This window comes from Vibrio sp. R12-SG2-ISO1 (assembly GCF_059834045.1).
The window spans coordinates 1-21,675 of record NZ_JCBDGO010000003.1; the positions used below are offsets into that span (position 1 = coordinate 1).

General features: G+C 51.2%; 15 protein-coding genes, 1 tRNA gene and 2 rRNA genes. 7 read left to right on the forward strand and 11 right to left on the reverse strand.

Annotation, left to right across the window (positions count from 1 at the left end; translation table 11 throughout):
- The 3 genes from AC6R10_RS03745 to AC6R10_RS03755 form a co-directional block, all read left to right on the forward strand.
- A 23S ribosomal RNA gene (locus AC6R10_RS03745) occupies nt 1-1,047 on the forward strand; the annotation flags it as partial.
- A 158-nt stretch (nt 1,048-1,205) separates the two neighbouring features.
- Nucleotides 1,206-1,321: ribosomal RNA gene (rrf, locus tag AC6R10_RS03750) — 5S ribosomal RNA — on the forward strand.
- Between the two features lie 162 nt (nt 1,322-1,483).
- A tRNA-Ser gene (locus AC6R10_RS03755) sits at nt 1,484-1,574 on the forward strand.
- A 263-nt stretch (nt 1,575-1,837) separates the two neighbouring features.
- Here the strand turns inward: AC6R10_RS03755 and add are convergent.
- The 6 genes from add to glnA form a co-directional block, all read right to left on the reverse strand.
- The gene (gene add, locus AC6R10_RS03760) at nt 1,838-2,842 is read right to left on the reverse strand and encodes an adenosine deaminase (RefSeq protein ID WP_500671490.1); all 1,005 of its coding nucleotides are present in this window, start codon (nt 2,840-2,842) and stop codon (nt 1,838-1,840) included.
- Nucleotides 2,843-2,938: 96 nt separating this feature from the next.
- Entirely contained in the window at nt 2,939-5,494 is a 2,556-nt protein-coding gene (gene gepA, locus AC6R10_RS03765) for a phosphodiesterase GepA (RefSeq protein WP_500671491.1), read from the reverse strand.
- 139 nt (nt 5,495-5,633) lie between these two features.
- Complete coding sequence (glnG, locus tag AC6R10_RS03770; protein ID WP_334554965.1) at nt 5,634-7,037, reverse strand: nitrogen regulation protein NR(I); 1,404 nt, start codon at nt 7,035-7,037, stop codon at nt 5,634-5,636.
- 79 nt (nt 7,038-7,116) lie between these two features.
- Nucleotides 7,117-8,163, reverse strand: coding sequence for a nitrogen regulation protein NR(II) (gene glnL / locus AC6R10_RS03775; RefSeq protein ID WP_334554963.1), 1,047 nt, complete (start codon nt 8,161-8,163; stop codon nt 7,117-7,119).
- Between the two features lie 118 nt (nt 8,164-8,281).
- On the reverse strand, nt 8,282-8,902 hold the full coding sequence (locus AC6R10_RS03780) for a DUF4124 domain-containing protein (protein ID WP_500671492.1): 621 nt from the start codon (nt 8,900-8,902) through the stop codon (nt 8,282-8,284).
- A gap of 142 nt (nt 8,903-9,044) precedes the next feature.
- Nucleotides 9,045-10,454, reverse strand: a complete 1,410-nt coding sequence (gene glnA, locus AC6R10_RS03785) for a glutamate--ammonia ligase (RefSeq protein WP_334554959.1) — start codon at nt 10,452-10,454, stop codon at nt 9,045-9,047.
- Between the two features lie 543 nt (nt 10,455-10,997).
- Here glnA and typA point away from each other — a divergent pair.
- Complete coding sequence (gene typA / locus AC6R10_RS03790; RefSeq protein ID WP_500671493.1) at nt 10,998-12,827, forward strand: translational GTPase TypA; 1,830 nt, start codon at nt 10,998-11,000, stop codon at nt 12,825-12,827.
- 117 nt (nt 12,828-12,944) lie between these two features.
- Here typA and AC6R10_RS03795 read toward each other — a convergent pair whose 3' ends face one another.
- Entirely contained in the window at nt 12,945-13,583 is a 639-nt protein-coding gene (locus AC6R10_RS03795) for a DUF2959 domain-containing protein (RefSeq protein WP_500671494.1), read from the reverse strand.
- A 103-nt stretch (nt 13,584-13,686) separates the two neighbouring features.
- Between AC6R10_RS03795 and AC6R10_RS03800 the strand changes: the two genes are divergently transcribed.
- The 3 genes from AC6R10_RS03800 to AC6R10_RS03810 are packed head-to-tail and all read left to right on the forward strand — an operon-like array spanning nt 13,687 to nt 15,995.
- A complete protein-coding gene (locus AC6R10_RS03800) occupies nt 13,687-14,628 on the forward strand; it encodes a virulence factor BrkB family protein (RefSeq protein ID WP_500671495.1) in 942 nt (313 codons plus the stop codon).
- On the forward strand, nt 14,600-15,034 hold the full coding sequence (gene dtd, locus AC6R10_RS03805) for a D-aminoacyl-tRNA deacylase (RefSeq protein WP_334554950.1): 435 nt from the start codon (nt 14,600-14,602) through the stop codon (nt 15,032-15,034). Before AC6R10_RS03800 ends, dtd begins: the two co-directional genes overlap by 29 nt.
- A gap of 22 nt (nt 15,035-15,056) precedes the next feature.
- A complete protein-coding gene (locus AC6R10_RS03810) occupies nt 15,057-15,995 on the forward strand; it encodes a bifunctional GNAT family N-acetyltransferase/hotdog fold thioesterase (protein WP_500628046.1) in 939 nt (312 codons plus the stop codon).
- A gap of 8 nt (nt 15,996-16,003) precedes the next feature.
- On the opposite strand, the gene AC6R10_RS03815 is transcribed toward AC6R10_RS03810, so the two are convergent.
- From AC6R10_RS03815 to hslR, 4 genes are all read right to left on the reverse strand, one after another.
- Complete coding sequence (locus tag AC6R10_RS03815; RefSeq protein WP_500671496.1) at nt 16,004-17,947, reverse strand: AsmA family protein; 1,944 nt, start codon at nt 17,945-17,947, stop codon at nt 16,004-16,006.
- A gap of 113 nt (nt 17,948-18,060) precedes the next feature.
- Nucleotides 18,061-19,689, reverse strand: coding sequence for a phosphoenolpyruvate carboxykinase (ATP) (pckA, locus tag AC6R10_RS03820; RefSeq protein WP_500671497.1), 1,629 nt, complete (start codon nt 19,687-19,689; stop codon nt 18,061-18,063).
- Between the two features lie 338 nt (nt 19,690-20,027).
- Complete coding sequence (gene hslO / locus AC6R10_RS03825) at nt 20,028-20,903, reverse strand: Hsp33 family molecular chaperone HslO (RefSeq protein ID WP_500671498.1); 876 nt, start codon at nt 20,901-20,903, stop codon at nt 20,028-20,030.
- A gap of 45 nt (nt 20,904-20,948) precedes the next feature.
- The gene (hslR, locus tag AC6R10_RS03830) at nt 20,949-21,335 is read right to left on the reverse strand and encodes a ribosome-associated heat shock protein Hsp15 (protein ID WP_334554939.1); all 387 of its coding nucleotides are present in this window, start codon (nt 21,333-21,335) and stop codon (nt 20,949-20,951) included.
- Nucleotides 21,336-21,675: the final 340 nt, after the last annotated feature.

The window sequence follows — 21,675 nt, forward strand, 5'->3', positions numbered from 1 at the left end:
GGGGTTAGACTTCGGTCGAAGCTCTTGATCGAAGCCCCGGTAAACGGCGGCCGTAACTATAACGGTCCTAAGGTAGCGAAATTCCTTGTCGGGTAAGTTCCGACCTGCACGAATGGCGTAATGATGGCCACGCTGTCTCCACCCGAGACTCAGTGAAATTGAAATCGCTGTGAAGATGCAGTGTACCCGCGGCTAGACGGAAAGACCCCGTGAACCTTTACTACAGCTTGGCACTGAACATTGAGCCTACATGTGTAGGATAGGTGGGAGGCTTTGAAGCAGGTACGCCAGTATCTGTGGAGCCGACCTTGAAATACCACCCTTGTATGTTTGATGTTCTAACTTAGCCCCGTTATCCGGGGTGAGGACAGTGCCTGGTGGGTAGTTTGACTGGGGCGGTCTCCTCCCAAAGAGTAACGGAGGAGCACGAAGGTGGGCTAATCACGGTTGGACATCGTGAGGTTAGTGCAATGGCATAAGCCCGCTTGACTGCGAGAATGACAATTCGAGCAGGTGCGAAAGCAGGTCATAGTGATCCGGTGGTTCTGAATGGAAGGGCCATCGCTCAACGGATAAAAGGTACTCCGGGGATAACAGGCTGATACCGCCCAAGAGTTCATATCGACGGCGGTGTTTGGCACCTCGATGTCGGCTCATCACATCCTGGGGCTGAAGTCGGTCCCAAGGGTATGGCTGTTCGCCATTTAAAGTGGTACGCGAGCTGGGTTTAGAACGTCGTGAGACAGTTCGGTCCCTATCTGCCGTGGGCGTTGGAAGATTGAAGGGGGCTGCTCCTAGTACGAGAGGACCGGAGTGGACGAACCTCTGGTGTTCGGGTTGTGATGCCAATCGCATTGCCCGGTAGCTAAGTTCGGAATCGATAACCGCTGAAAGCATCTAAGCGGGAAGCGAGCCCTGAGATGAGTCTTCCCTGGCACTTTAAGTGCCCTTAAGGGTTGTTCGAGACTAGAACGTTGATAGGCAGGGTGTGTAAGCGCTGTGAGGCGTTGAGCTAACCTGTACTAATTGCCCGTGAGGCTTAACCATACAACACCCAAAGGGTTTTGATGGACTCAATGAAAGAACATTGAATGTGTATAAAAAGTGACTAGAGACGAGTGACTAGTTGCTAGAGAATGACAGCTTTCCGAATTATTAAGTTCTAGGAACTAGGCACTAGCTTCTAGGAACTTAAACAAAATTTGCTTGGCGACCATAGCGATTTGGACCCACCTGATTCCATGCCGAACTCAGAAGTGAAACGAATTAGCGCCGATGGTAGTGTGGGGCTTCCCCATGTGAGAGTAGGACATCGCCAGGCTTCGATTGTAAATTGTTCCAGTAACTTGCATCTTTTGCTACTGTGATGCTCATGTGCGATTGCACATTGCGCTTATCACACCAAAATCTGCGGCGTTACAGAAACAATTTCCTAATCAAAGCGACCTTTAAGGGTGAGTAAGACTTTGATTAAACAATTTGTGGAGAGATGGCTGAGTGGTTGAAAGCACCGGTCTTGAAAACCGGCATACGTTAATAGCGTATCTAGGGTTCAAATCCCTATCTCTCCGCCACCATTGAAAGCCTCGCTAGTGATAGCGAGGCTTTTTTTATATCTGCGCATATCTATTTTTTCAAATCTATATCTACCGACTGCGACTATCACCATCATGTGTTTTTCGAGTCGCTGCAAACTACCTGTCCTTGACCTTTCCCCTCAAAAACGATACCCACAAACGCCAAATACAAAAAAGCCAGCACTATGGCTGGCTAGATGCGGTCGGCTAGATGCGGTCGGCTAGTTGCGGTCGGCTAGTTGCGACCGGCCAGGTGCGGCCTAGACGCGCTGGGCGACTTTCTCTCTCAGGGCTTGTTTGTCGGCTTCGGACAAAAAGGCCAACTCTAAACCATTGATCTGAGCTTGACGGATGTGCTCTGCTGATAAGCCTGCTTGCGGCGCGGCAACCTCATACTCATAAGGAAGCTCGATGCCCTCAACAGCAGGATCGTCGGTGTTGAGACAAGCTAGCACGCCATGTTCAAGGAAGGTCTTAATTGGGTGGTTGGCCAATGAATCCACGGTACTGGTTTGGATATTAGACGTCAGGCAGGACTCAATGCCAATGCGCTGCTCAGCGAGATAATCCATCAATTTCGGATCGTGGATGGCTTTTACACCGTGGCCAATACGCGTCGCACCAAGTTGGTTAATTGCTTGCCACATGCTTTCTGCTCCCGCCGCTTCGCCAGCGTGAACCGTGACGTTGAGGCCCGCATCCTTCACTTGCTTAAAGTGCTTCACGAAGCGATCACCGGGTTGGCCGAGTTCATCACCAGCGAGGTCAACGGCGACAATGTGATCTTTTTGCGTCAAAATCGCATCCAACTCTTGCTGGCAGGCATCGGTGCCAAAAGTGCGGCTCATGATCCCAATCAGATTGGCTTGAATGCCAAAATCTCGCACACCCGCTTTTACACCATCGACGACGGCTTCCACCACACCAGCCACGGGCAGTTTGTGTTTCATCGCCATGTAGTAAGGAGAGAAACGCAGTTCGGCATAGTCAATACGAGCATTCAGAGCGTCTTCCACGTTTTCGTAGGCGACTCGGCGACACGCGTCGAGATCACCCAAGACCGCTACACCCCAATCAAGCTTGGACAAAAAGGCAACCAATGAAGGCTCTGCTTCCACAATTTGGACGTGGGGGGTTAACGATGCCACATCATACGCGGGCAAGGCGACGCCAAACTTCTGGCCCAGTTCTAAAATCGTTTGAGTGCGAATATTGCCGTCAAGGTGACGGTGCAAATCGGTAAGCGGGAGATTTTTCGTTATCATTATGACGGATCCAATGGGTCTAATTTGAGCTAAGTATAAGAGCCAATGATGTGAGTGTCAGTAGGATAAGCGCGCAAAATCGACCCGATGTGCTGATTATCGCTTCATGTTAACCAGATCTGTTGGCCAATCCTGATAGGTAATGGGGCGGCTGTAGAGGAAGCCTTGACCTAATGGGCAGGCGAGGGAGGTGAGCATCTGCGCTTGCTCTTGGGTCTCGATCCCTTCGGCAACCAGTTCCACTTTCATGCTTTTGGTCATGTTGACAATCGCAGCGACGATCGACGTATCGAGCTGCTCTGGGCGCATTTTGTTGACAAAGGTGCGGTCGATCTTTAGACAATCGAACGGCAGCTTGTGCAAATACGCCAGTGAGCTGTAACCCGTACCAAAATCATCGATGGCGATGTGGACACCAAGATCGCGAATGGCCCGCATGTTTTTGATGATCACTGGGTCATTATCGACAATTCGGGACTCGGTGATTTCCAACGTCAGGTTATCAGCATCGAGTCCGGACTCATCAAGGATGCGCTTGAGTGAGGCAATCAAATCGACATTCGACAGTTGTTTAACCGACAAATTGACGTGGATATGGAAATCCTCATCCCATTTGCCTTCTTGCATCCCCTTCACCGTGTCGTTACACGCTTGACGCAAAATGGTCTCACCGATGGCGCCAATCAGTCCGCTCTCTTCTGCGATAGGGATGAACTCCAGAGGAGAGATAAGCCCAGAGTCTGCGGATTGCCAACGTGCTAGCGCTTCGGCGCCGACCACCTTGCCACTGGCTAAATCGACGATCGGTTGATAGAAAGGCAAAAACTCTTGCTTCTCCACGCCGGATTGGATCTTCGCTTGCATCAGTGTGCGTTTACGCGAAATATCCGCCATCTCAGGTTTGTAGTAACTGATGTTGGACGGCTCTTGCTTAGCGTTACTCAGGGCAATACTGCCGTTTCTCAGCCACAGGGTCATGTTGTGGCTCGGCCCTTCTTCCACAACCCCGACGGAGACATTGACCACCACATTTTCACTCGCCATGGAAAACGGCGAGGCAAACATCTGCAACACTTGGTTGGCGTAGACGTGCGCCGGCTCGTTGTCGCGATGAGCTGGAATATAAATCGCAAACTCATCGCCCCCGATGCGCGCCAAATAGCTGTTTTGTTCAAACCGTGTTTTCAGCCGCTCTGCAATGATCGCCAGCAGTTGATCGCCTTGCAGGTGGCCGAGGCTGTCATTGATATCACGGAATTTGTTGATCCCGACCAACAGCAGGGTCCCCTCGAGCTTTCTTAGGCTATCACAGGTATCGACCAGCCCTTCGCGGCTGTATAAGCGAGTCAGCGAGTCGTACAGCAGTTGCGATTTTAAGGCTTTGAAAGAGGCTTTGAGATTGTTGGCCATTTCGTTAAACGCGAACACCAAGAGATTGGTTTCATAAATATGGCCAGGCTTAGGCATGTGGCTATCCCAATCGCCTTTGGCAAGATGCTTGGCGGCATCAGCGGTTGAGGTGATGGGTTTGACCACTTTGTTCAGCGCGATAAGGCAGACGAGGACCCCCAAGACGCTGACTAATAAACCCGTTAACCAACCGTTGCGCTGACTTTGTGCTAAATCGCCCAGCAAGTCTTGCTCAGCGATGGCGACGCCGATATACCAGGTCAAACCATGCGAGTCGGTGTAGGGCGTAATATGGTTGAAGTAACGTTTGCCGCTGAGCGAGAGTGGGAAACGATAATATTGCTGCTGCTCGAAACGTCCTTGCTGGAATAGGTTGGCCTCGCTGGCGTGCAAGGCACTGGCTTTAACCACCGGATGACCACTCTCGATGGCAAGCAGGCGGTCACCTTTTTTGCTCTGCGTGGTCCCCCAAGAGACGACGCTCCCTTCGGTGGAATGGGCGACTAAACGCTGCTCGGCATCCGTAATGTAAATAATCACGCTGTTCTTATCGCGCTGCTTACGCAAGAAAGCATTAAACGTGTCGATTTTCAGATCGGCGCCCACCACGCCGACAAACTTTTCTTCAGTAAACACGGGCGTGAGTGCGGTCAGAGTGATCTCTTGCCGCTCATCGGCATTGGCGTAAATGGACGACCAGGCACCATGTTGATTGTCTGCGATTGGCGTGTACCAAGGGCGCACACGTGGGTCATAGTTATCGATGACGGAGCGCACTTCGCCAGAGACCTGTTGACCGCGATAAATCACCAGTTTGTCTAAAGTGCGGCGGTCTTTTAGCATCAAGGTCAGCCCTTGATTGGCTTCGCGGCGATAACCGACATATTCAGCGCCTTCACCACCAAAACCAATCGCATCCAAATTAGGGATCGAGCGATAGAGGTCCGAAAAGCTGCTGCGCAGATACGCTTCGATTTGGCGCATATCATCAGGGCGATAGAGCTCACCAAAGCCGATGGTGTGGCTGATCGCTAGACTGGCATCAAAGGCGGGACTGAGAAAGTGATTGAGCTCTAAGGTGACGTTATCGGTCAGTGACGAGAGCGCCTTGTCGCTGACGTTGACGACCATGTCTTCATAACTGCTTTTTTGCACCGCGATAATCACACCCAGTGTGATGATAAAGATCATCACGAATGGGAGAACAACTGCGGTTCTTAGAGTGATTTGTGTCGTCGCCATAAAGTCCGGATTCTTGCGTGTGCGTTAAGTCATCTTATCGGCTTTAAAACGGTCGAGCGAGGAAAAAATCAGAGAAAAATCGAGACCTTGGATCCTTGTCATGCAAAGGGTTGCACCTCGATTTTCTCTTTAAATACAATCAGTAAAGCTCTTTCAGTTTGCGGGTAAGTGTATTGCGCCCCCAACCAAGGAGCTTTGCGGCATCCTGCTTATGGCCGTTAGTATGCTCAAGTGCTGCTTCTAAAAGTATACGTTCAAATTCAGGAAGTGCGTAGGAGAGTAGCTCGGAGTCGCCTTTGGAGAGTGCGTCTCGCGCCCAGCTCGACAGTTGCTGCTGCCAGTTTCCTTCGCCACTGCTTTGCGTCGTATGGCTGTCTTGCAGTAACTGCGTCGGCAAATCGTTGGGCAACACTTCACTGCCACTGGCCATCACGGTCAGCCAGCGACAGACGTTCTCTAGCTGGCGCACGTTACCCGGCCAATCGAGGCGGTTTAAGGTGTCTACTGTGGTCGGATGCAGTGTCTTCACGTCTACGCCCAGCTCTTCGGCGGCCAGTGCTAAGAAGTGCAGCGTCAGTTTTTCAATGTCTTGTTTGCGTTCGCGCAGTGACGGAATCTTGATGCGGATGACATTCAGGCGGTGGAACAAATCTTCGCGGAATTTGTTCTCATGAACCAGTTTCTCTAAGTTTTGATGGGTCGCCGCAACGATACGCACATCCACTTTGATTGGCGAGTGGCCGCCAACGCGATAGAACTGACCATCGGCCAAGACACGCAGCAAACGCGTCTGAATATCGAGCGGCATGTCACCAATCTCATCCAGAAACAGGGTTCCCCCATTGGCTTGTTCAAAGCGGCCTTGACGCACGTTGTTGGCGCCGGTGAACGCCCCTTTTTCATGGCCAAACAGCTCCGATTCAATCAAGTCTTTGGGAATCGCGGCCATGTTGAGGGCAATAAACGGTTTACTCGCTCGAGGGCTATGACGGTGCAGTGCGTGTGCTACCAGCTCTTTACCGGTACCGGACTCGCCATTAATCAGCACCGAAATGGACGAGCGTGATAGGCGGCCGATGGCGCGAAATACCTCTTGCATCGCCGGTGCTTCACCGATGATTTCTGGCGGGCTGTAGGTGTCATGGTCGGCGGTGGCGTGCTCACGCTTTTGCTCGTGGCTGTGCGTAATCGCACGCTCCACTAAGGTGAGGGTTTCGTCGACATCAAAGGGTTTCGGCAGGTATTCAAACGCCCCTTTCTGGTAGGCGTTGACCGCGGCATCCAGATCAGAGTGCGCTGTCATGATGATAACAGGCAGGTCAGGTGAGGCCTCGTGAACCTGCTTGAGTAGCTGAATGCCATCAATGCCCGGCATGCGAATATCTGACACCAATACATCGGGTGACTCGCGCTCAAGAGCCATTAAGACACTCTCAGCATCCGCGAAAGTTTCGCATTTAATATTGGCCGACGATAAGGTCTTCTCCATTACCCAACGAATCGAGCTGTCATCATCGACAACCCAGACGTATCCTTTACTCATAACTTCCTTTCCTCACAGCATCGCCAAATGACAGTCTTTCCCTTCGCCTTTGACGTCGGGCAGCAAATAAATCTCTACCTTAAATGGGCAGATAAATCGTAAATGTGGTTCTTCCTGGCCAGCTTTCGACATCGATTTTGCCTTGATGTTGATCGATAAGGTTCTGCGCGATGGATAATCCTAGACCCGTTCCGCCGTCTCTGCCGCTGACCATGGGGTAAAACAGCGTATCTTGCAGTTCAGATGGAATGCCGGGGCCGTTATCAATCACTTCAATGCGCGCTGCCAGTTTGCAGCGCTGGCCATGGATATTGGTTTGGTGCACCGTTCTGGTGCGAATGGTGATCTTGCCATTGTCTTGCGATGACAAAATCTGTCCGGCATTACTCACGATATTGAGCAGTGCCTGCTCAATCTGGTCGGCGTCCATCAAAATTTCCGGCAAACTTGGGTCGTAGTCGCGTTCTATCTCGATACGCTGATTGACTTCAAGATCCACCAACTGACGGACTTTTTCCAAAATGAGGTGTAAGTTTTCGAGCTGCTTTTTGCCCGGTTTCTGCGGGCCAAGCAGTCGGTCGACTAAGGCGCGCAGGCGATCCGCTTGCTCGATGATGATGTGGGTGTATTCGGTCAGTGTCGGATCGGGCAAGGTGCGCTCGAGCAATTGAGCGGCACCACGCAAGCCGCCCAGTGGGTTTTTGATCTCGTGCGCAAGGCCACGCACCAAGAGTTTAGCGGCTTGCTGCTGCGCATGCTGATTCAACTCTTGTGATAAGCGGCGCTGTTGACCAATCTTACGCATCTCAACCAGCAGCATCAGTTTCTTTTCCCAAGAGATTGGGCTGACGGTGACTTCCAACATCAGCGGTTTGCCATCAACGACAAAGGTCACGTCACTGTCGGTAATGCTTTGACCACTTTGCAGGGGCTGCGACAACAAGGCGAGATCCATCGAAGCGTGCTGAACCAAGTGAGAGAGTGGTTGGCCCACAATGCGTTTCATGCTCTGGGCAAAGAGTTGCTCGGCAGCAGGGTTGGCGTAGCGAACCTGAAGCGACTCGTTCATGATGAGTATCGCGGTCACTTGATGATTCAAGATGATGTCGTTTAATCCACTTTCCACTCGGTTTACCCTCTTCCGTGAACCTGAATAGTGCAATGCACAAAAATGGTGCATTGCAACACCCAAGTATGGCGCAATCCCAGAGAGAGTAAAAGCTCAAAAGCTTGATTTTATGGGCTTAGGGCGAGCTCGGCGCCGCAGCGGTACTGACTCTCTGTAGATGCACCGTAATAGGGTTGGAAGATGCAATAAGCTTGCCGTCTCTAAAGGCTTGAATAATAAAAGAGTGTGAGCCTCTGTCCACATTGGTCAAGGACCAGTTTGGGCGGTGTGTTGGCGCATCGAAGGGTTGACCGTTCATCAACAGTTGAAACTGCTCGCCAATCGCCAGTTTTCGGTTGGCTTCGCCTTGAATCGTCAAACGGCCGCTGTTGCTGCGCACGGCTTGATCGTCACTGGGTGAGATAATCGTCACTTGCAAAGGCGTACTCACTTGCAAAGATGTCGCGGCATGCTCCGAAGGGGCGATTGCGTCTTCTTGGCTGCGCGCGTCTGCTTGTGCGTTGGAATGGTCTGTTCTTAGTACTGGCTGGGCGGAATCAAATTCCGGCTGGGGCGGCGGGGAGTCGACGTCAGGCAAGGTTAACGCGCTTGCCCGCTCATGACCGGGTGAATCACTGAAGTGGCGTACCCCCTCATCATCGACCCAAGTGTAGACAGTCTGGGCGTGACAAAGCGGCAGGCTTACAAAGGATAAACTCAGTAAGATGAACGCAGTGAAAGGGGCTAGAGGTATCATACTTAAGCTCTCACGTTGACGGTGTGAACCCATAGTAGTCAAGAGTGGCAATGTGCACAGATAAAAAAAGCTCGCCTGCGAGGCGAGCCTTAGAATTATGTAACGTGACGAAACGTCGCGACTAGATTTTTTATACCGAGACTTATACTGAGTAGTAAAGTTCGAATTCTAGTGGGTGCGTTGTCATGTTCACTTTCTCTACATCTTGCGCTTTTAGGCCGATGTAAGAGTCGATGAAGTCGTCAGAGAATACACCACCTGCTGTCAAGAACTCACGGTCTGCATCCAGCTCTTCTAATGCGTCTTTCAGTGAGTAGGCAACAGTTGGGATTTCTGCTGCTTCTTCAGCTGGTAGATCGTACAAGTCTTTGTCCATTGCTTCGCCTGGGTGGATCTTGTTCTTGATACCGTCAAGACCAGCCATCAGCATTGCTGCGAAACATAGGTATGGGTTCGCTGCTGGGTCACCGAAGCGTACTTCGATACGACGCGCTTTAGGGCTTGGTACCACAGGGATACGGATTGATGCAGAGCGGTTACGCGCTGAGTAAGCGAGCATAACAGGTGCTTCAAAGCCTGGGACAAGACGCTTGTACGAGTTAGTTGACGGGTTAGCAAATGCGTTGATTGCGCGAGCGTGCTTGATGATACCGCCAATGTAGTAAAGCGCAGTTTCAGATAGACCGCCGTACTTGTCGCCAGCAAATAGGTTCACACCGTCTTTCGCTAGAGATTGGTGAACGTGCATACCGCTACCGTTGTCACCCACTAGTGGCTTAGGCATGAAGGTCGCTGTTTTACCAAATGCGTGAGCAACGTTGTGTACAACGTACTTGTAGATTTGGATTTCGTCAGCTTTGTTTGTCAATGTGTTGAAACGAGTTGCGATTTCGTTTTGACCCGCAGTTGCCACTTCGTGGTGGTGCGCTTCAACAACCAAACCCATCTCTTCCATGATCAAACACATGGCGCTACGGATGTCTTGAGAAGAGTCAACTGGCGCAACTGGGAAGTAACCGCCTTTCACACCAGGACGGTGGCCTTTGTTGCCTTCTTCGTAATCAGCACCTGTGTTCCAAGACGCTTCTACATCGTCGATTTTGTAGAATGAGCCTGACATGTCAGTCGCAAATTTTACGTCATCAAACAGGAAGAATTCTGGCTCAGGACCGATAAGTACTGTGTCAGCAATACCTGTTGAACGCATGAAGTCTTCCGCGCGTTTTGCGATAGAGCGTGGGTCGCGATCGTAGCCTTGCATGGTTGCAGGCTCTAGGATGTCACAACGAATGTTCAGAGTCGCATCTTCGGTAAATGGGTCAAGTACAGCGCTTGTTGCGTCTGGCATCATCACCATGTCTGACTCGTTGATGCCTTTCCAGCCAGCAACAGAAGAACCGTCAAACATTTTGCCTTCTTCGAAGAAGTCCGCATCAATTTGGTGAGCCGGGATAGAGATGTGTTGCTCTTTACCCTTTGTATCTGTGAAACGTAGGTCAACGAACTTAACTTCGTTCTCTTGGATCAGCGATAGAACATTTTCTACTGACATCTTGGAAAACCTCCAGTGTTGATAAAGCGTGAATGACTCGATTTGGAAAAATCCAGCATTGATTAATTCCGTGTCGCTTGATTAACCGATGCTGATCCAAACTAAGCCAAAATCATGCCAAAAAAATTAATCCATTAATTTCAATTAATTAGCGGATGGGGCTTAAGTTTGGTGCACGTTGTTGCACCAAAATGATCTTGTAGTGCATTGTTTTGGTGCAATTTAATTTTTATGCACCAATATGACTCAAGACCGAACACCATTCAGCCTAGATTTTGCTCAATTGTCAATCCGCATTTTTCACCTGCTCTGCGCAGTGCGTCGGCACATGAGGCCATATCGGAACGCCGGTGAGAAAAAAGCAGAGAATAAAGGTGAAAAGAGCCGAACTAGATCACATATTTCTGGGTTTTTTGCGAAAATCTGGTACATTATGGCCGTTTTTTTAATCAAGTAAGCACGCGGTTTGATAGGTATTAAGGCAATGGCCCTTATTCACCTAAGATAAACGGCGTGTTTCTCATATTCGAGTGAATCAAATCCATGGCTACTCCACAGATTGATAAATTAAGAAATATCGCGATCATCGCGCACGTTGACCACGGTAAAACCACGCTGGTTGACAAACTGCTCCAGCAATCAGGCACGCTTGAGTCTCGCGGTGAAGCGGAAGAGCGAGTCATGGACTCGAACGACATCGAGAAAGAGCGCGGCATCACCATTTTGGCGAAAAACACCGCCATCAACTGGAATGACTACCGCATCAACATCGTTGATACTCCAGGACACGCGGACTTCGGTGGTGAAGTAGAACGTATCATGTCGATGGTAGACTCAGTGCTACTGATCGTTGACGCGGTAGACGGCCCGATGCCGCAAACCCGTTTCGTGACGCAAAAAGCCTTCGCACACGGCCTAAAGCCTATCGTTGTCATCAACAAGATTGACCGCCCTGGCGCTCGTCCTGATTGGGTTATGGACCAAGTGTTCGACCTATTTGATAACCTAGGCGCGACCGACGAACAGCTAGACTTTAAAGTGGTCTACGCGTCAGCACTGAACGGCTGGGCTACGCTGGAAGAAGGCGAAACAGGCGAGAACATGGAACCTCTATTCCAAACCATCGTTGATGTGGTTGATGCGCCAAATGTTGACCTTGATGGTCCACTGCAGATGCAGGTTTCTCAGCTAGACTACAGCTCTTACGTGGGTGTTATCGGTGTGGCTCGTGTGACTCGTGGTAGCGTAAAAGCGAACCAACAAGTCACGATCATCGGTGCAGACGGTAAAACGCGCAACGGTAAAGTTGGCACAGTGATGGGCTACCTTGGCCTAGAGCGTCACGAAGTGGAGCAAGCGAACGCGGGTGATATCATCGCCATCACAGGTCTGGGTGAGCTTAAAATCTCTGACACCATCTGTGCACAAAACGCGGTAGAAGCGCTACCACCACTGTCTGTTGATGAGCCAACAGTAACGATGACGTTCCAAGTCAACACGTCTCCATTCGCGGGTAAAGAAGGTAAGTTCGTGACGTCACGTAACATCCTTGAGCGTCTAGAGAAAGAACTGGTCCACAACGTAGCACTACGCGTTGAGCAAACTGACGATCCAGACAAATTCCGCGTATCAGGCCGTGGTGAGCTTCACCTCTCTATCCTGATCGAAAACATGCGTCGTGAAGGCTTTGAGCTGGCGGTATCGCGTCCTGAAGTTATCATCAAAGAAGAGAATGGTCAGCTATTGGAACCATTCGAGACGGTAACGATCGATGTGATGGAAGAGCACCAAGGCGGCATCATGGAGAACATCGGCCTGCGTAAAGGTGAGCTGAAAGACATGTCTCCAGATGGTAAAGGCCGCGTTCGTATGGACTTTGAAATGCCATCTCGTGGTCTGATTGGTTTCCAAACCGAATTCATGACGCTAACGTCGGGTTCTGGTCTTCTTTACCATACGTTCGATCGCTACGCGCCACACAAAGGCGGTAACATCGGTCAACGTGTCAACGGTGTACTGATTGCTAACGCTATGGGTAAAGCGCTGACTAACGCGCTGTTCAACCTACAAGAACGTGGTCGTCTATTCATCGGTCACGGTGTGGAAGTGTACGAAGGCATGGTGATTGGTATCCACAGCCGCGACAACGACCTAACAGTAAACGCACTGAAAGGTAAGCAGCTAACTAACGTTCGTGCATCGGGTACAGATGACGCACAGGTGCTTACTCCGCCAATCAAGATGACGCTTGAGCAAGCGCTAGAGTTCATCGATGATGACGAGCTAGTCGAAGTGACGCCGGAAAGCATCCGTATTCGTAAGAAGTTCCTAACGGAAAGTGACCGTAAGCGTGCGTCTCGCGCAGCGAAGTAATCGCCTTAAGGCATAATGCGTTTAATGAGCCCCGAGTCTGTGACTCGGGGCTTTTTTTCGTTTTGGGGAGAGGCTCTGGGCAGAAATATCGTTTGGAGAGAAAGACCGAATAGGGCTCTATTGCTGCAAAGTTTGCAAGAACTTGTCGGATTCGCTGATCGCCTCGTTCATCTCGGCGATGGCAAACTGAATCTCTTTCTCTAGGTTGGTAAATTCACCCTGCAAAGAACCGATCGCGCTGGCGTTGAGGTTGTGTTTGAGATAGAGCGTATTGTCACGCAGCGTGTTGAGTACCGGGGTCATCTTGCTCTCTGCGCGCTTCATCGCCTTGAGCATGGTTTGGTAAGAGGCTTTGGTCTCGCGTAGCTTTTGCTCGCTTGAGCGGCGCAGCGTCGCGCTGGTGTAGAGATCCAGCTCCTCTTGCCACTCATCAAACAGCGCCTCGGAAACATCTTCAATCGCGGCAATGCGCGCGGCTACCTCTTCAGCCGCCTCTTCACTGGCTTGGTACTTGTCGTTGATTTGCTCGTAGACGCTTTCCAGCTCACCGCCATCAAACTGCGTCAGTACCGAGAGCGCTTCAAGCGCACTGCTGAACTCTTGCTGCGCCTCTTGCTGTGACGTTTTGGCGTCTTCGACCCGATCGATCATGATATCGCGTTTGTGATAGCCTACTTGCTCCATCGCTGAATAGTAGGTGGATTGACAGCCAACCAAGGTCAGCAGAGAGAGCATAAGGGTGAGTAACTGCGGCATAGTGAATTCCTTTTCTGACCGAACACGCGTGCGAGAAGTTTGGCTTATTGCCCCACGGCGCGCACGTTTAGGGTTATACTGTTAATCCTGATAAAGTCATAGGATGACTGAGGAAACAAGGAGATACAAGTTGAAATTGGAGCCTGTCATCAAGCTGGCTGCGCTGTTTGTGCGCTACCTCGCTGCGCGTATTGACCACGACCGCGTCAGTGTGAATGCGGGGTATTTGGCCTACATTACGCTGCTGTCGATCGTGCCCATGTTGACGGTGCTACTGTCCATTTTGTCCTCGTTTGCGGTGTTTGAGAACGCAGGCGAGGTGATTCAAGACTTTGTCATTACCCATTTTGTCCCTGCGGCGGGCGATGCGGTGAAAAACGCGCTGCTGCAATTTGTTACCAATACGGGCAAGATGACGGCGATCGGCAGTGCGTTCTTATTTGTCGCGGCGCTGATGCTGATCTCCAACATCGATAAGAACCTCAACTACATCTGGAGGGTGCGCAAAAAGCGCCGTTTGGTGTTCTCCTTTTCGATGTACTGGATGGTGCTCACACTCGGCCCTATCCTAGTTGGGGCAAGTATCGCTGCGACCTCTTACGTCACCTCGCTAAACATCCTCGAGCATGAAACCTTGTCGAGTATCTACACCTTGATGCTGCGCTGGTTGCCGTTTTTGTTGTCCTTTTTCGCCTTTATTGGGCTTTATATGTTGGTGCCCAATAAAAAGGTCCGTTTTACCCATGCGGTGATCGGCGCGATTGTTGCGGCGCTGCTGTTTGAGGCGAGCAAAAAAGGCTTTGCGCTCTACATTACCCAGTTTCCTTCCTATCAGTTGATTTATGGCGCGCTGGCCGCGATTCCGATTTTGTTCGTTTGGGTCTATTTGTGCTGGCTGATTGTGTTGATTGGCGCAGAAGTGACCGCTTCTCTTGGTGAGCGGGAGAAGTGGAGCCAGACGTTAGCCGTGGTACACTCACGCCCAGATGAGACAGCACAACCAGAAGGAAAAGAGAGTGATAGCGCTGATTCAAAGAGTGAGTGAAGCGGCCGTTCGCGTCGATGGCGATGTCGTGGGTGAGATTGAACATGGCTTATTGGTACTGCTTGGGGTCGAAAAAGACGACGACGAAGCCAAAGCCAAGCGCTTGATGGAGCGCGTCACCGCTTATCGTGTGTTCAGCGATGAGGAGGGGAAAATGAACCTCAACGTCCAGCAAGTGGGTGGTAAGCTGTTGGTCGTCTCGCAGTTCACCTTACCCGCAGACACCAAAAAGGGCACGCGAGCGGGCTTTTCTCGCGGCGCGGCGCCACACGATGCCGAGCGCCTCTATAATTATTTCTCCGATCTGTGTGAGCAAGTACTGCCCACAGAGCGAGGACGCTTTGCCGCGGATATGAAAGTCTCTTTGGTCAATGATGGCCCAGTGACCTTCTGGCTCCAAGCGTAAATACACAGACACAAGGATAGATATGTTTAAGCTAATCACGCCAAAGACGGATAACCAGCTCAACAAGTATTATCATTTTCGTTGGCAAATGCTCAGAGAGCCGTGGCGGATGCCAATCGGATCTGAACGCGATGAGTTTGATCCGCTGAGCCACCATCGTATGATTGTTGATGGCCGTGGCCGACCGATGGCGATTGGGCGCTTATACATTACCTCAGACAACGAAGGTCAGATCCGCTTTATGGCGGTCAAAGGCAATCGTCGTAGCAAGGGTATGGGGTCACTGGTGTTGGTCGCGCTCGAGTCGCTTGCTCGTCAAGAAGGCGCCAAGCGCTTGGTGTGTAACGCCCGTGAGGACGCGATCGATTTCTATGAGAAAAACGGCTTTGAGCGCCGTGGTGAGTTGACGGATGAACGTGGCCCCGTGCGCCATCAGCAAATGGTCAAGCCGCTCGATCCCATGGCAAATGTCCTGCGTAAACCCGAATGGTGCACTGAGCTGCAAGAGCGCTGGGAGCATCAAATCCCGATCAGCGACAAAATGGGCATTAAGATCAACCAGTACACGGGTTATCAATTTGAGTGCGTCTCTCAGCTCAATCCAAACCTCAACCCGCACAACACCTTGTTTGCAGGCTCCGCCTTTACGTTGGCCACCCTGACTGGCTGGGGCATGACTTGGCTGTTGATGAAAGAGCGCAACTTGCACGGTGACATCGTGCTCGCTGACAGCCAAATTCGCTATCGCCACCCTGTGGTACAAAACCCGGTGGCGTCGACCTCCCTGGATGGCATCAGCGGCGATTTGGACCGCTTAGCGCAAGGGCGCAAAGCGCGCATCGTCATCCATGTCACCATCTACAGTGGCGATGTGGCGGCGGTGGAGTTTATTGGTACCTACATGCTGCTGCCTGATTACCGCACTATGCTTGGCGAAGCCGGGCGCGAACTGGCCGTTTAACCCGCTAATTAAGGGCAGCGGTCGAAGATCTGAGTAGTCTGACTGAACACTTCTGACCAAAGGTGCTGACAGCCAGATTCGCTTTTGATCAGCAAGGTGGCAAAGCGTGGTTTGGTCAAATCGATGTGACCGGCAATACTGGGCGCGTCAAACGGCGCGCTCAGTTCAATGCGGCCGCGATCAACGTGGCTGACGAGCGGATCACTGGGCAACGCGAGCTGATACTGCTGCTCACCATCACTGCTGTGCGCTTCCAAGTTGGCTTGATGCATGGCCAATGTCACTTTGCCCGACACGCTGTGCGCCAGCATGTTGTAATCACCCGCTAATCCTGACAGCTCGGCGCTGAGTTCGGCAAATCCGCTCAAGGTAAAGGGCAGCCAGCGCAAAAGCCAGCTTTGCTCTAGCGGCACGCCATCGCCGTGCAAAGTGAGCGACCAAGGACGGCTGATGGTGCGCCTATCGAGGTGACCGTTCGCATCAATATAGCCTGTGGCCAACGGCGCAAAAAAGCGATCCAGATAGACGATGCCTTGCTCCACGCGCGCATTGAGCACCGCTTGCGTCGTCAGCAGCTTGTCGTAACTGGCGTTGTTGGCGCTTACTTCCAGCTCCCCCGCATAGAGTCCAAGCTGGTGGTCTTGAATCAAGGTCAGCCCTTTTCCTCGAACATTGAGGCCGCTGAGCTGCCAATAGGGCGTCTTTTCGACTTGGATCACTTGGCCATTGTTGATGTGTAATTGTTCGATAGAGAGTGTGTCGAGGGTGGAGTGCGAACGCTCAAACCAATTCAGCAGGCTTTGTGTATCCTCCAACCATTTGATGTTATTGAGTTTGACCTCATCGAGCGCCACGTGCGTTGGGCTGACCTTACCGCGCAGCTGCACCCGCCCCTGTTTGAAATCCGCATCCCACTCCTGAACATTGAGCTCACCTTGGCTGAAGGTGATTTTGGTCAGTGGTGAGAGCAATGCCAGCTCGCCATTGTGGATACGATCGGCGCTGAGTGATAGGTAGCCATTGTCTTGTTGCCACAGCGATTGGGTGAGGTCTAGGTTTTCCAGCGAGGCATCGAGATTGTCCAATTGCCAATCTTGATAGCGCAAGGTCGCGCCAAGAATATCTAAGCTGTTGATGTGAACAATCGGCAGCGTCACCGCGGCGAGACTGCGGCGCAGGCGCTCAATGTTGAGCGGCTGATTTTGGTTTGGATGGGTTAACGTCACATTGACCAGTGACCAGCCGTGCGGGTATTGCTCCGCCTGGCCTGACAGTTGCGCGTTATTCCAGTCAAACGAGGCACCATAGACGGTGCTGTTTTGTGCGCGATAGCGACCGTCAATCAGTAGGTTATTCAATGCTTCGCCGTGAATATAGAGCTGCTTCGCCGCCAGTTGAATGTCGCCAAACGGTACTGTTTGCGTATCGGATTGCCAACTTGGTGCTTGAATTTGCAGATCCACATCGCGCGCGGACCAGTGGGCACCGCTCAAATCGACATGCTTCAACGCCAGTTGCTGGGTATGAATGGGCAGAGGGGAACGCGCAGCATCGCGCAGCGGGTTCAACCAATCGCGCAGTTGTGTGACATCCAAGCGCGCTTCTTCTATCAAAACGGCGTCGAAGGCGAGTTTGCTCTCCTTCCACGGCCACTGGCTGAGCCACAGAGTCAGTTTGGGCAACTGGAGCGTGGGTGGGTTATGATCTGTATCGCTAGAGAGTGAATCGGGCTTTCCAGCGGCAAGGCGCAGGGAGACTTGCTCCATTTCAAACTGGTAAGGCGCTGTGTAACGCAGTGACCCAATCTCGATCTGATACGGCGTCAGGGACTCAAGCAACTGCTTGACCACTTGCGGCGCTTTGGCCGTGTGCAACGCAGCAAACAGCGCACCGATAGCCATCATCGCCATCAGTAATATTGAGATCATTAACCACTTGAGTGTTTTCTTCACAGTCCAGTCCGTTGGGGTCACCTTGTGTTTAGAGTGAAACATTTTGCTTCAACAGGCAATCAAAAAGCCCCTCAAATGAGGGGCTTGGCGACAGTTAACGGTGAAGGGTCACGTTATTTGAGTTGTGGCCCTGCCGCAACCAGTGATTGACCTTCGGCGTTGTCGGTGTACTTATCAAAGTTCTTGATAAAGCGCTCGGCCAAATCGTTGGCTTTGCTTTCCCACTGCAACGGATCAACGTAGGTATCACGGGGATCCAAAATCGCAGGGTCGACACCCGGTAAAGAGGTCGGCACTTCGAGGTTGAAGATTGGAATGTGCTTCGTTTCAGCCTGTTCAATCGAACCATCTAAAATGGCGTCGATGATGCCGCGCGTATCTTGAATTGAGATACGTTTGCCACTGCCATTCCAGCCGGTATTGACGAGGTAGGCTTGTGCACCTGCCGCTTCCATACGTTTGACCAACACTTCTGCATACTTGGTTGGGTGAAGCGTGAGGAACGCAGCACCAAAACAGGCAGAGAAGGTCGGCGTTGGCTCGGTAATGCCACGCTCTGTACCCGCAAGTTTGGCGGTAAAGCCAGACAAGAAGTGGTACTTGGTTTGCTCCGGCGTCAATTTAGACACAGGAGGCAGCACGCCGAAGGCATCCGCAGAGAGGAAGATCACTTTGTTCGCATGACCCCCCTTCGACACCGGTTTAACGATGTTGTCGATGTGCTCGATAGGGTAGGAAACGCGCGTGTTTTCAGTCTTCGAACCGTCATCAAAATCGATGGAGCCGTCATTGCGTACCGTGACATTTTCCAACAAGGCATCACGACGGATGGCGTGGTAAATATCTGGCTCGGCTTCTTTCGATAGCTTGATGGTTTTGGCGTAGCAGCCGCCTTCGAAGTTGAACACGCCATCGTCATCCCAGCCGTGCTCGTCGTCACCGATCAGGGCACGTTTTGGATCGGTGGATAGTGTGGTTTTACCTGTACCAGATAGACCAAAGAAAATCGCCACATCGCCTTCTTTACCCATATTGGCACTGCAGTGCATAGACGCGATGCCTTTCAATGGTAAGAAGTAGTTCATCATGGCGAACATGCCTTTCTTCATTTCACCGCCGTACCAGGTACCGCCGATCAACTGCATGCGCTCGGTGAGGTTGAACACGGTGAAGTTCTCTGAGTTGAGGCCGTGCTCTTGCCATTTATCGTTGGTGCACTTCGCGCCGTTCATGACGACAAAGTCGGGTTCAAACGTTGCCAACTCTTCTTCGCTTGGGCGAATGAACATGTTCTTCACGAAATGGGCTTGCCACGCCACTTCAGTGATGACGCGAATACTGAGGCGCGTATCAGGGTTGGCGCCGCAGTAGCCATCAATCACAAACACGCGTTTGCCAGATAGCTGATGGGTGACCAAGGCTTTGAGGTCGTTCCAGACCGCTTGATCGATAGGTTTGTTGTCGTTTTTCACCGCGTCGGATGTCCACCACATGTGCTCTTCGGTGGTGGCGTCTTTCACGATGTATTTATCTTTTGGTGAGCGGCCGGTAAAAATCCCGGTATCAACAGCGACTGCGCCGAGTTCGGTGACTACGCCTTTTTCGTAGCCTTCCAGATCCGCGCGAGTTTCTTCTGCGAACAACATTTCGTAACTGGGGTTGCGTACCACCTCTTTTACGTTGTGAAGTCCGTGCTTGGTAAGATCAAGTGTTGCAGCCTTTGTATGTTCCATAACGGTCATAGGTGCTCCTTATAGGAATATTTTTGTAGGGATTTTGTAAGTATTTTTTTATTTATCTGCTCACCATGCTAGCAATGGGCTTGCTCGAAAACAGGGATATAGTTCAAAGATTAACCGTAATTTTCGTGGGGTTTTAAGCGACTCATCACATATTGGCGCGATCAGTGTATCGTGTGCGCAAAGCATTGCGCTAGAGCGCAAGGGATTATTAATTGCTTAAAATTAAGAGGTTAGTTTATTACGGCTGAAGCGAGTGATTACGGCCATTGGATCACAAAAAGGCCGACACAGAGTCGGCCTTTTGATAGAAAAATTACACGCTTGCTGCGTTATGAAAATTAATGCAGCGTGGAATTGCCATTTGAGGCTTGTGAGAACAGTTCGGCGACTTCGAATTCATCAAACGAATAATTCGTGCCGCAGTAATCACAATGTAAAGAAATTGAACCGGCTTCGGCCAAAATGTCGTTTACTTCCACCCGGTCGAGCGTAATGATCGCCGCGCCGCTGCGTTCACGCGAGCAGCCACAATGGAACGCAACAGGTTGCGGATCAAACAGGCGGACTTTCTCTTGGTTGTATAGACGGTAAAGCAACTCATTGGCTTCAAGTGAGAACAACTCTTCATCTTTGACGGTATTGGTGAGCTGCTCTAAGTGCTCAAAATCATCGGCGCTGCCGGTGCCATCGGGCATCACTTGGATCAACATGCCAGCGGCTTTCGGCGTCCCTTCATATTCACCGGTGCGAATCCATAGGCGCGTTTTCAACTGCTCAGAGTTAGCAAAGTAGCCTTCGAGGATTTCGGCTAAGGTGTCGCCTTCCAGCGCAACGATGCCTTGGTAACGTTCGCCTTGTTTCGGATCGATGGTGATCACCAAGTAGCCTTTACCCATCATATCGTGGATGCTGGCATCATCGGCAATGTCGCCCTCAAAGCGCGCCACACCGCGGATTTTCTGTTTGTTGTCACCGTTAATCACCGCGAGAGAGACCGGGCCATCCCCTTGCAGTTGCAGTGTGATAGACCCTTCAAACTTCAGCGTAGCGGTGAGAAGAGTGGTTGATACAAGCAGCTCACCCAGTAGCTTTTGAATAGCGATCGGGTATTCCTTGCTGGAAATGATGCGTTGGTAGGCTTCGTCCAGTTGTACCAACTCGCCACGTACCGATAGATCTTCAAATAAGTAGCGATTCAAAACATTGCTTGCCATGTGGCGATTCCTCGTAAATTTTTGCCTTGCTGGTGCGGGTAGACATTATTGATGTTTAAATTTGATGATGTCGCGACGCTGCTTTTTATCCGGGCGACGATCTGGGCTTGGGTTGTGAGCATGAAGCTTACGACGCAAGGCATTGTCTTCGCGCTTGGCGATACTTTCTGTGGTTTCACTATATAGAGTTTGCGCTTCAGGGGCGCCGCGGCGTTGATCGGAAATCTTCTCGATCACCACGGTTTTCTCTTCCGTACCTTGGCGCAGAGTGATGACAGCACCAAGTTCCACCGCTTTACTCGGCTTACTGCGCTGGCCATTATAGTGAACTTTGCCACCATCGACCATGTTTCGTGCAATCGAGCGTGTTTTGTAAAATCGAGCCGCCCAGAGCCATTTATCCAGCCTGACGACATCTGTTTGGGAACCCATTGTGGTTTTTACTCTCTAATAAGCGTGCATGAACGTCGTCGTCTCTTTCTTGGCTCTTTATCGAGGTGAAAGAGGCGAAAAAAGGCGACCTCATGCGCGAAAAACATCGAAGTGGGATGCCGATGACCTGGTCACGGCATAACCGATTCGTTAACAATGGTGATGGAGATCCGATTTTTCAAGCAAATCGGCAGATTTTCGTTCGTTAACAGCGCGCCCAGTGGCATTGATAGTGAGCTCATAGCAAACTTTGATACAATGAGAACCGTGTTAACTCCCTGCACAGAGTCGTTTTTCCCGAATATCAGGACTCCCAGGCGCAGACAATAAGGAAATTGAG

Excerpts from the sequence above, each read along its gene's own strand:
- add (WP_500671490.1), bottom strand. The coding sequence starts at position 2,842 with ATGATAACGAAAAATCTCCCGCTTACCGATTTGCACCGTCACCTTGAC.
- gepA (WP_500671491.1), bottom strand. The coding sequence starts at position 5,494 with ATGGCGACGACACAAATCACTCTAAGAACCGCAGTTGTTCTCCCATTC.
- glnG (WP_334554965.1), bottom strand. The coding sequence starts at position 7,037 with ATGAGTAAAGGATACGTCTGGGTTGTCGATGATGACAGCTCGATTCGT.
- AC6R10_RS03780 (WP_500671492.1), bottom strand. The coding sequence starts at position 8,902 with ATGATACCTCTAGCCCCTTTCACTGCGTTCATCTTACTGAGTTTATCC.
- glnA (WP_334554959.1), bottom strand. The coding sequence starts at position 10,454 with ATGTCAGTAGAAAATGTTCTATCGCTGATCCAAGAGAACGAAGTTAAG.
- typA (WP_500671493.1), top strand. The coding sequence starts at position 10,998 with ATGGCTACTCCACAGATTGATAAATTAAGAAATATCGCGATCATCGCG.
- AC6R10_RS03795 (WP_500671494.1), bottom strand. The coding sequence starts at position 13,583 with ATGCCGCAGTTACTCACCCTTATGCTCTCTCTGCTGACCTTGGTTGGC.
- AC6R10_RS03800 (WP_500671495.1), top strand. The coding sequence starts at position 13,687 with ATGACTGAGGAAACAAGGAGATACAAGTTGAAATTGGAGCCTGTCATC.
- AC6R10_RS03810 (WP_500628046.1), top strand. The coding sequence starts at position 15,057 with ATGTTTAAGCTAATCACGCCAAAGACGGATAACCAGCTCAACAAGTAT.
- pckA (WP_500671497.1), bottom strand. The coding sequence starts at position 19,689 with ATGACCGTTATGGAACATACAAAGGCTGCAACACTTGATCTTACCAAG.
- hslO (WP_500671498.1), bottom strand. The coding sequence starts at position 20,903 with ATGGCAAGCAATGTTTTGAATCGCTACTTATTTGAAGATCTATCGGTA.
- hslR (WP_334554939.1), bottom strand. The coding sequence starts at position 21,335 with ATGGGTTCCCAAACAGATGTCGTCAGGCTGGATAAATGGCTCTGGGCG.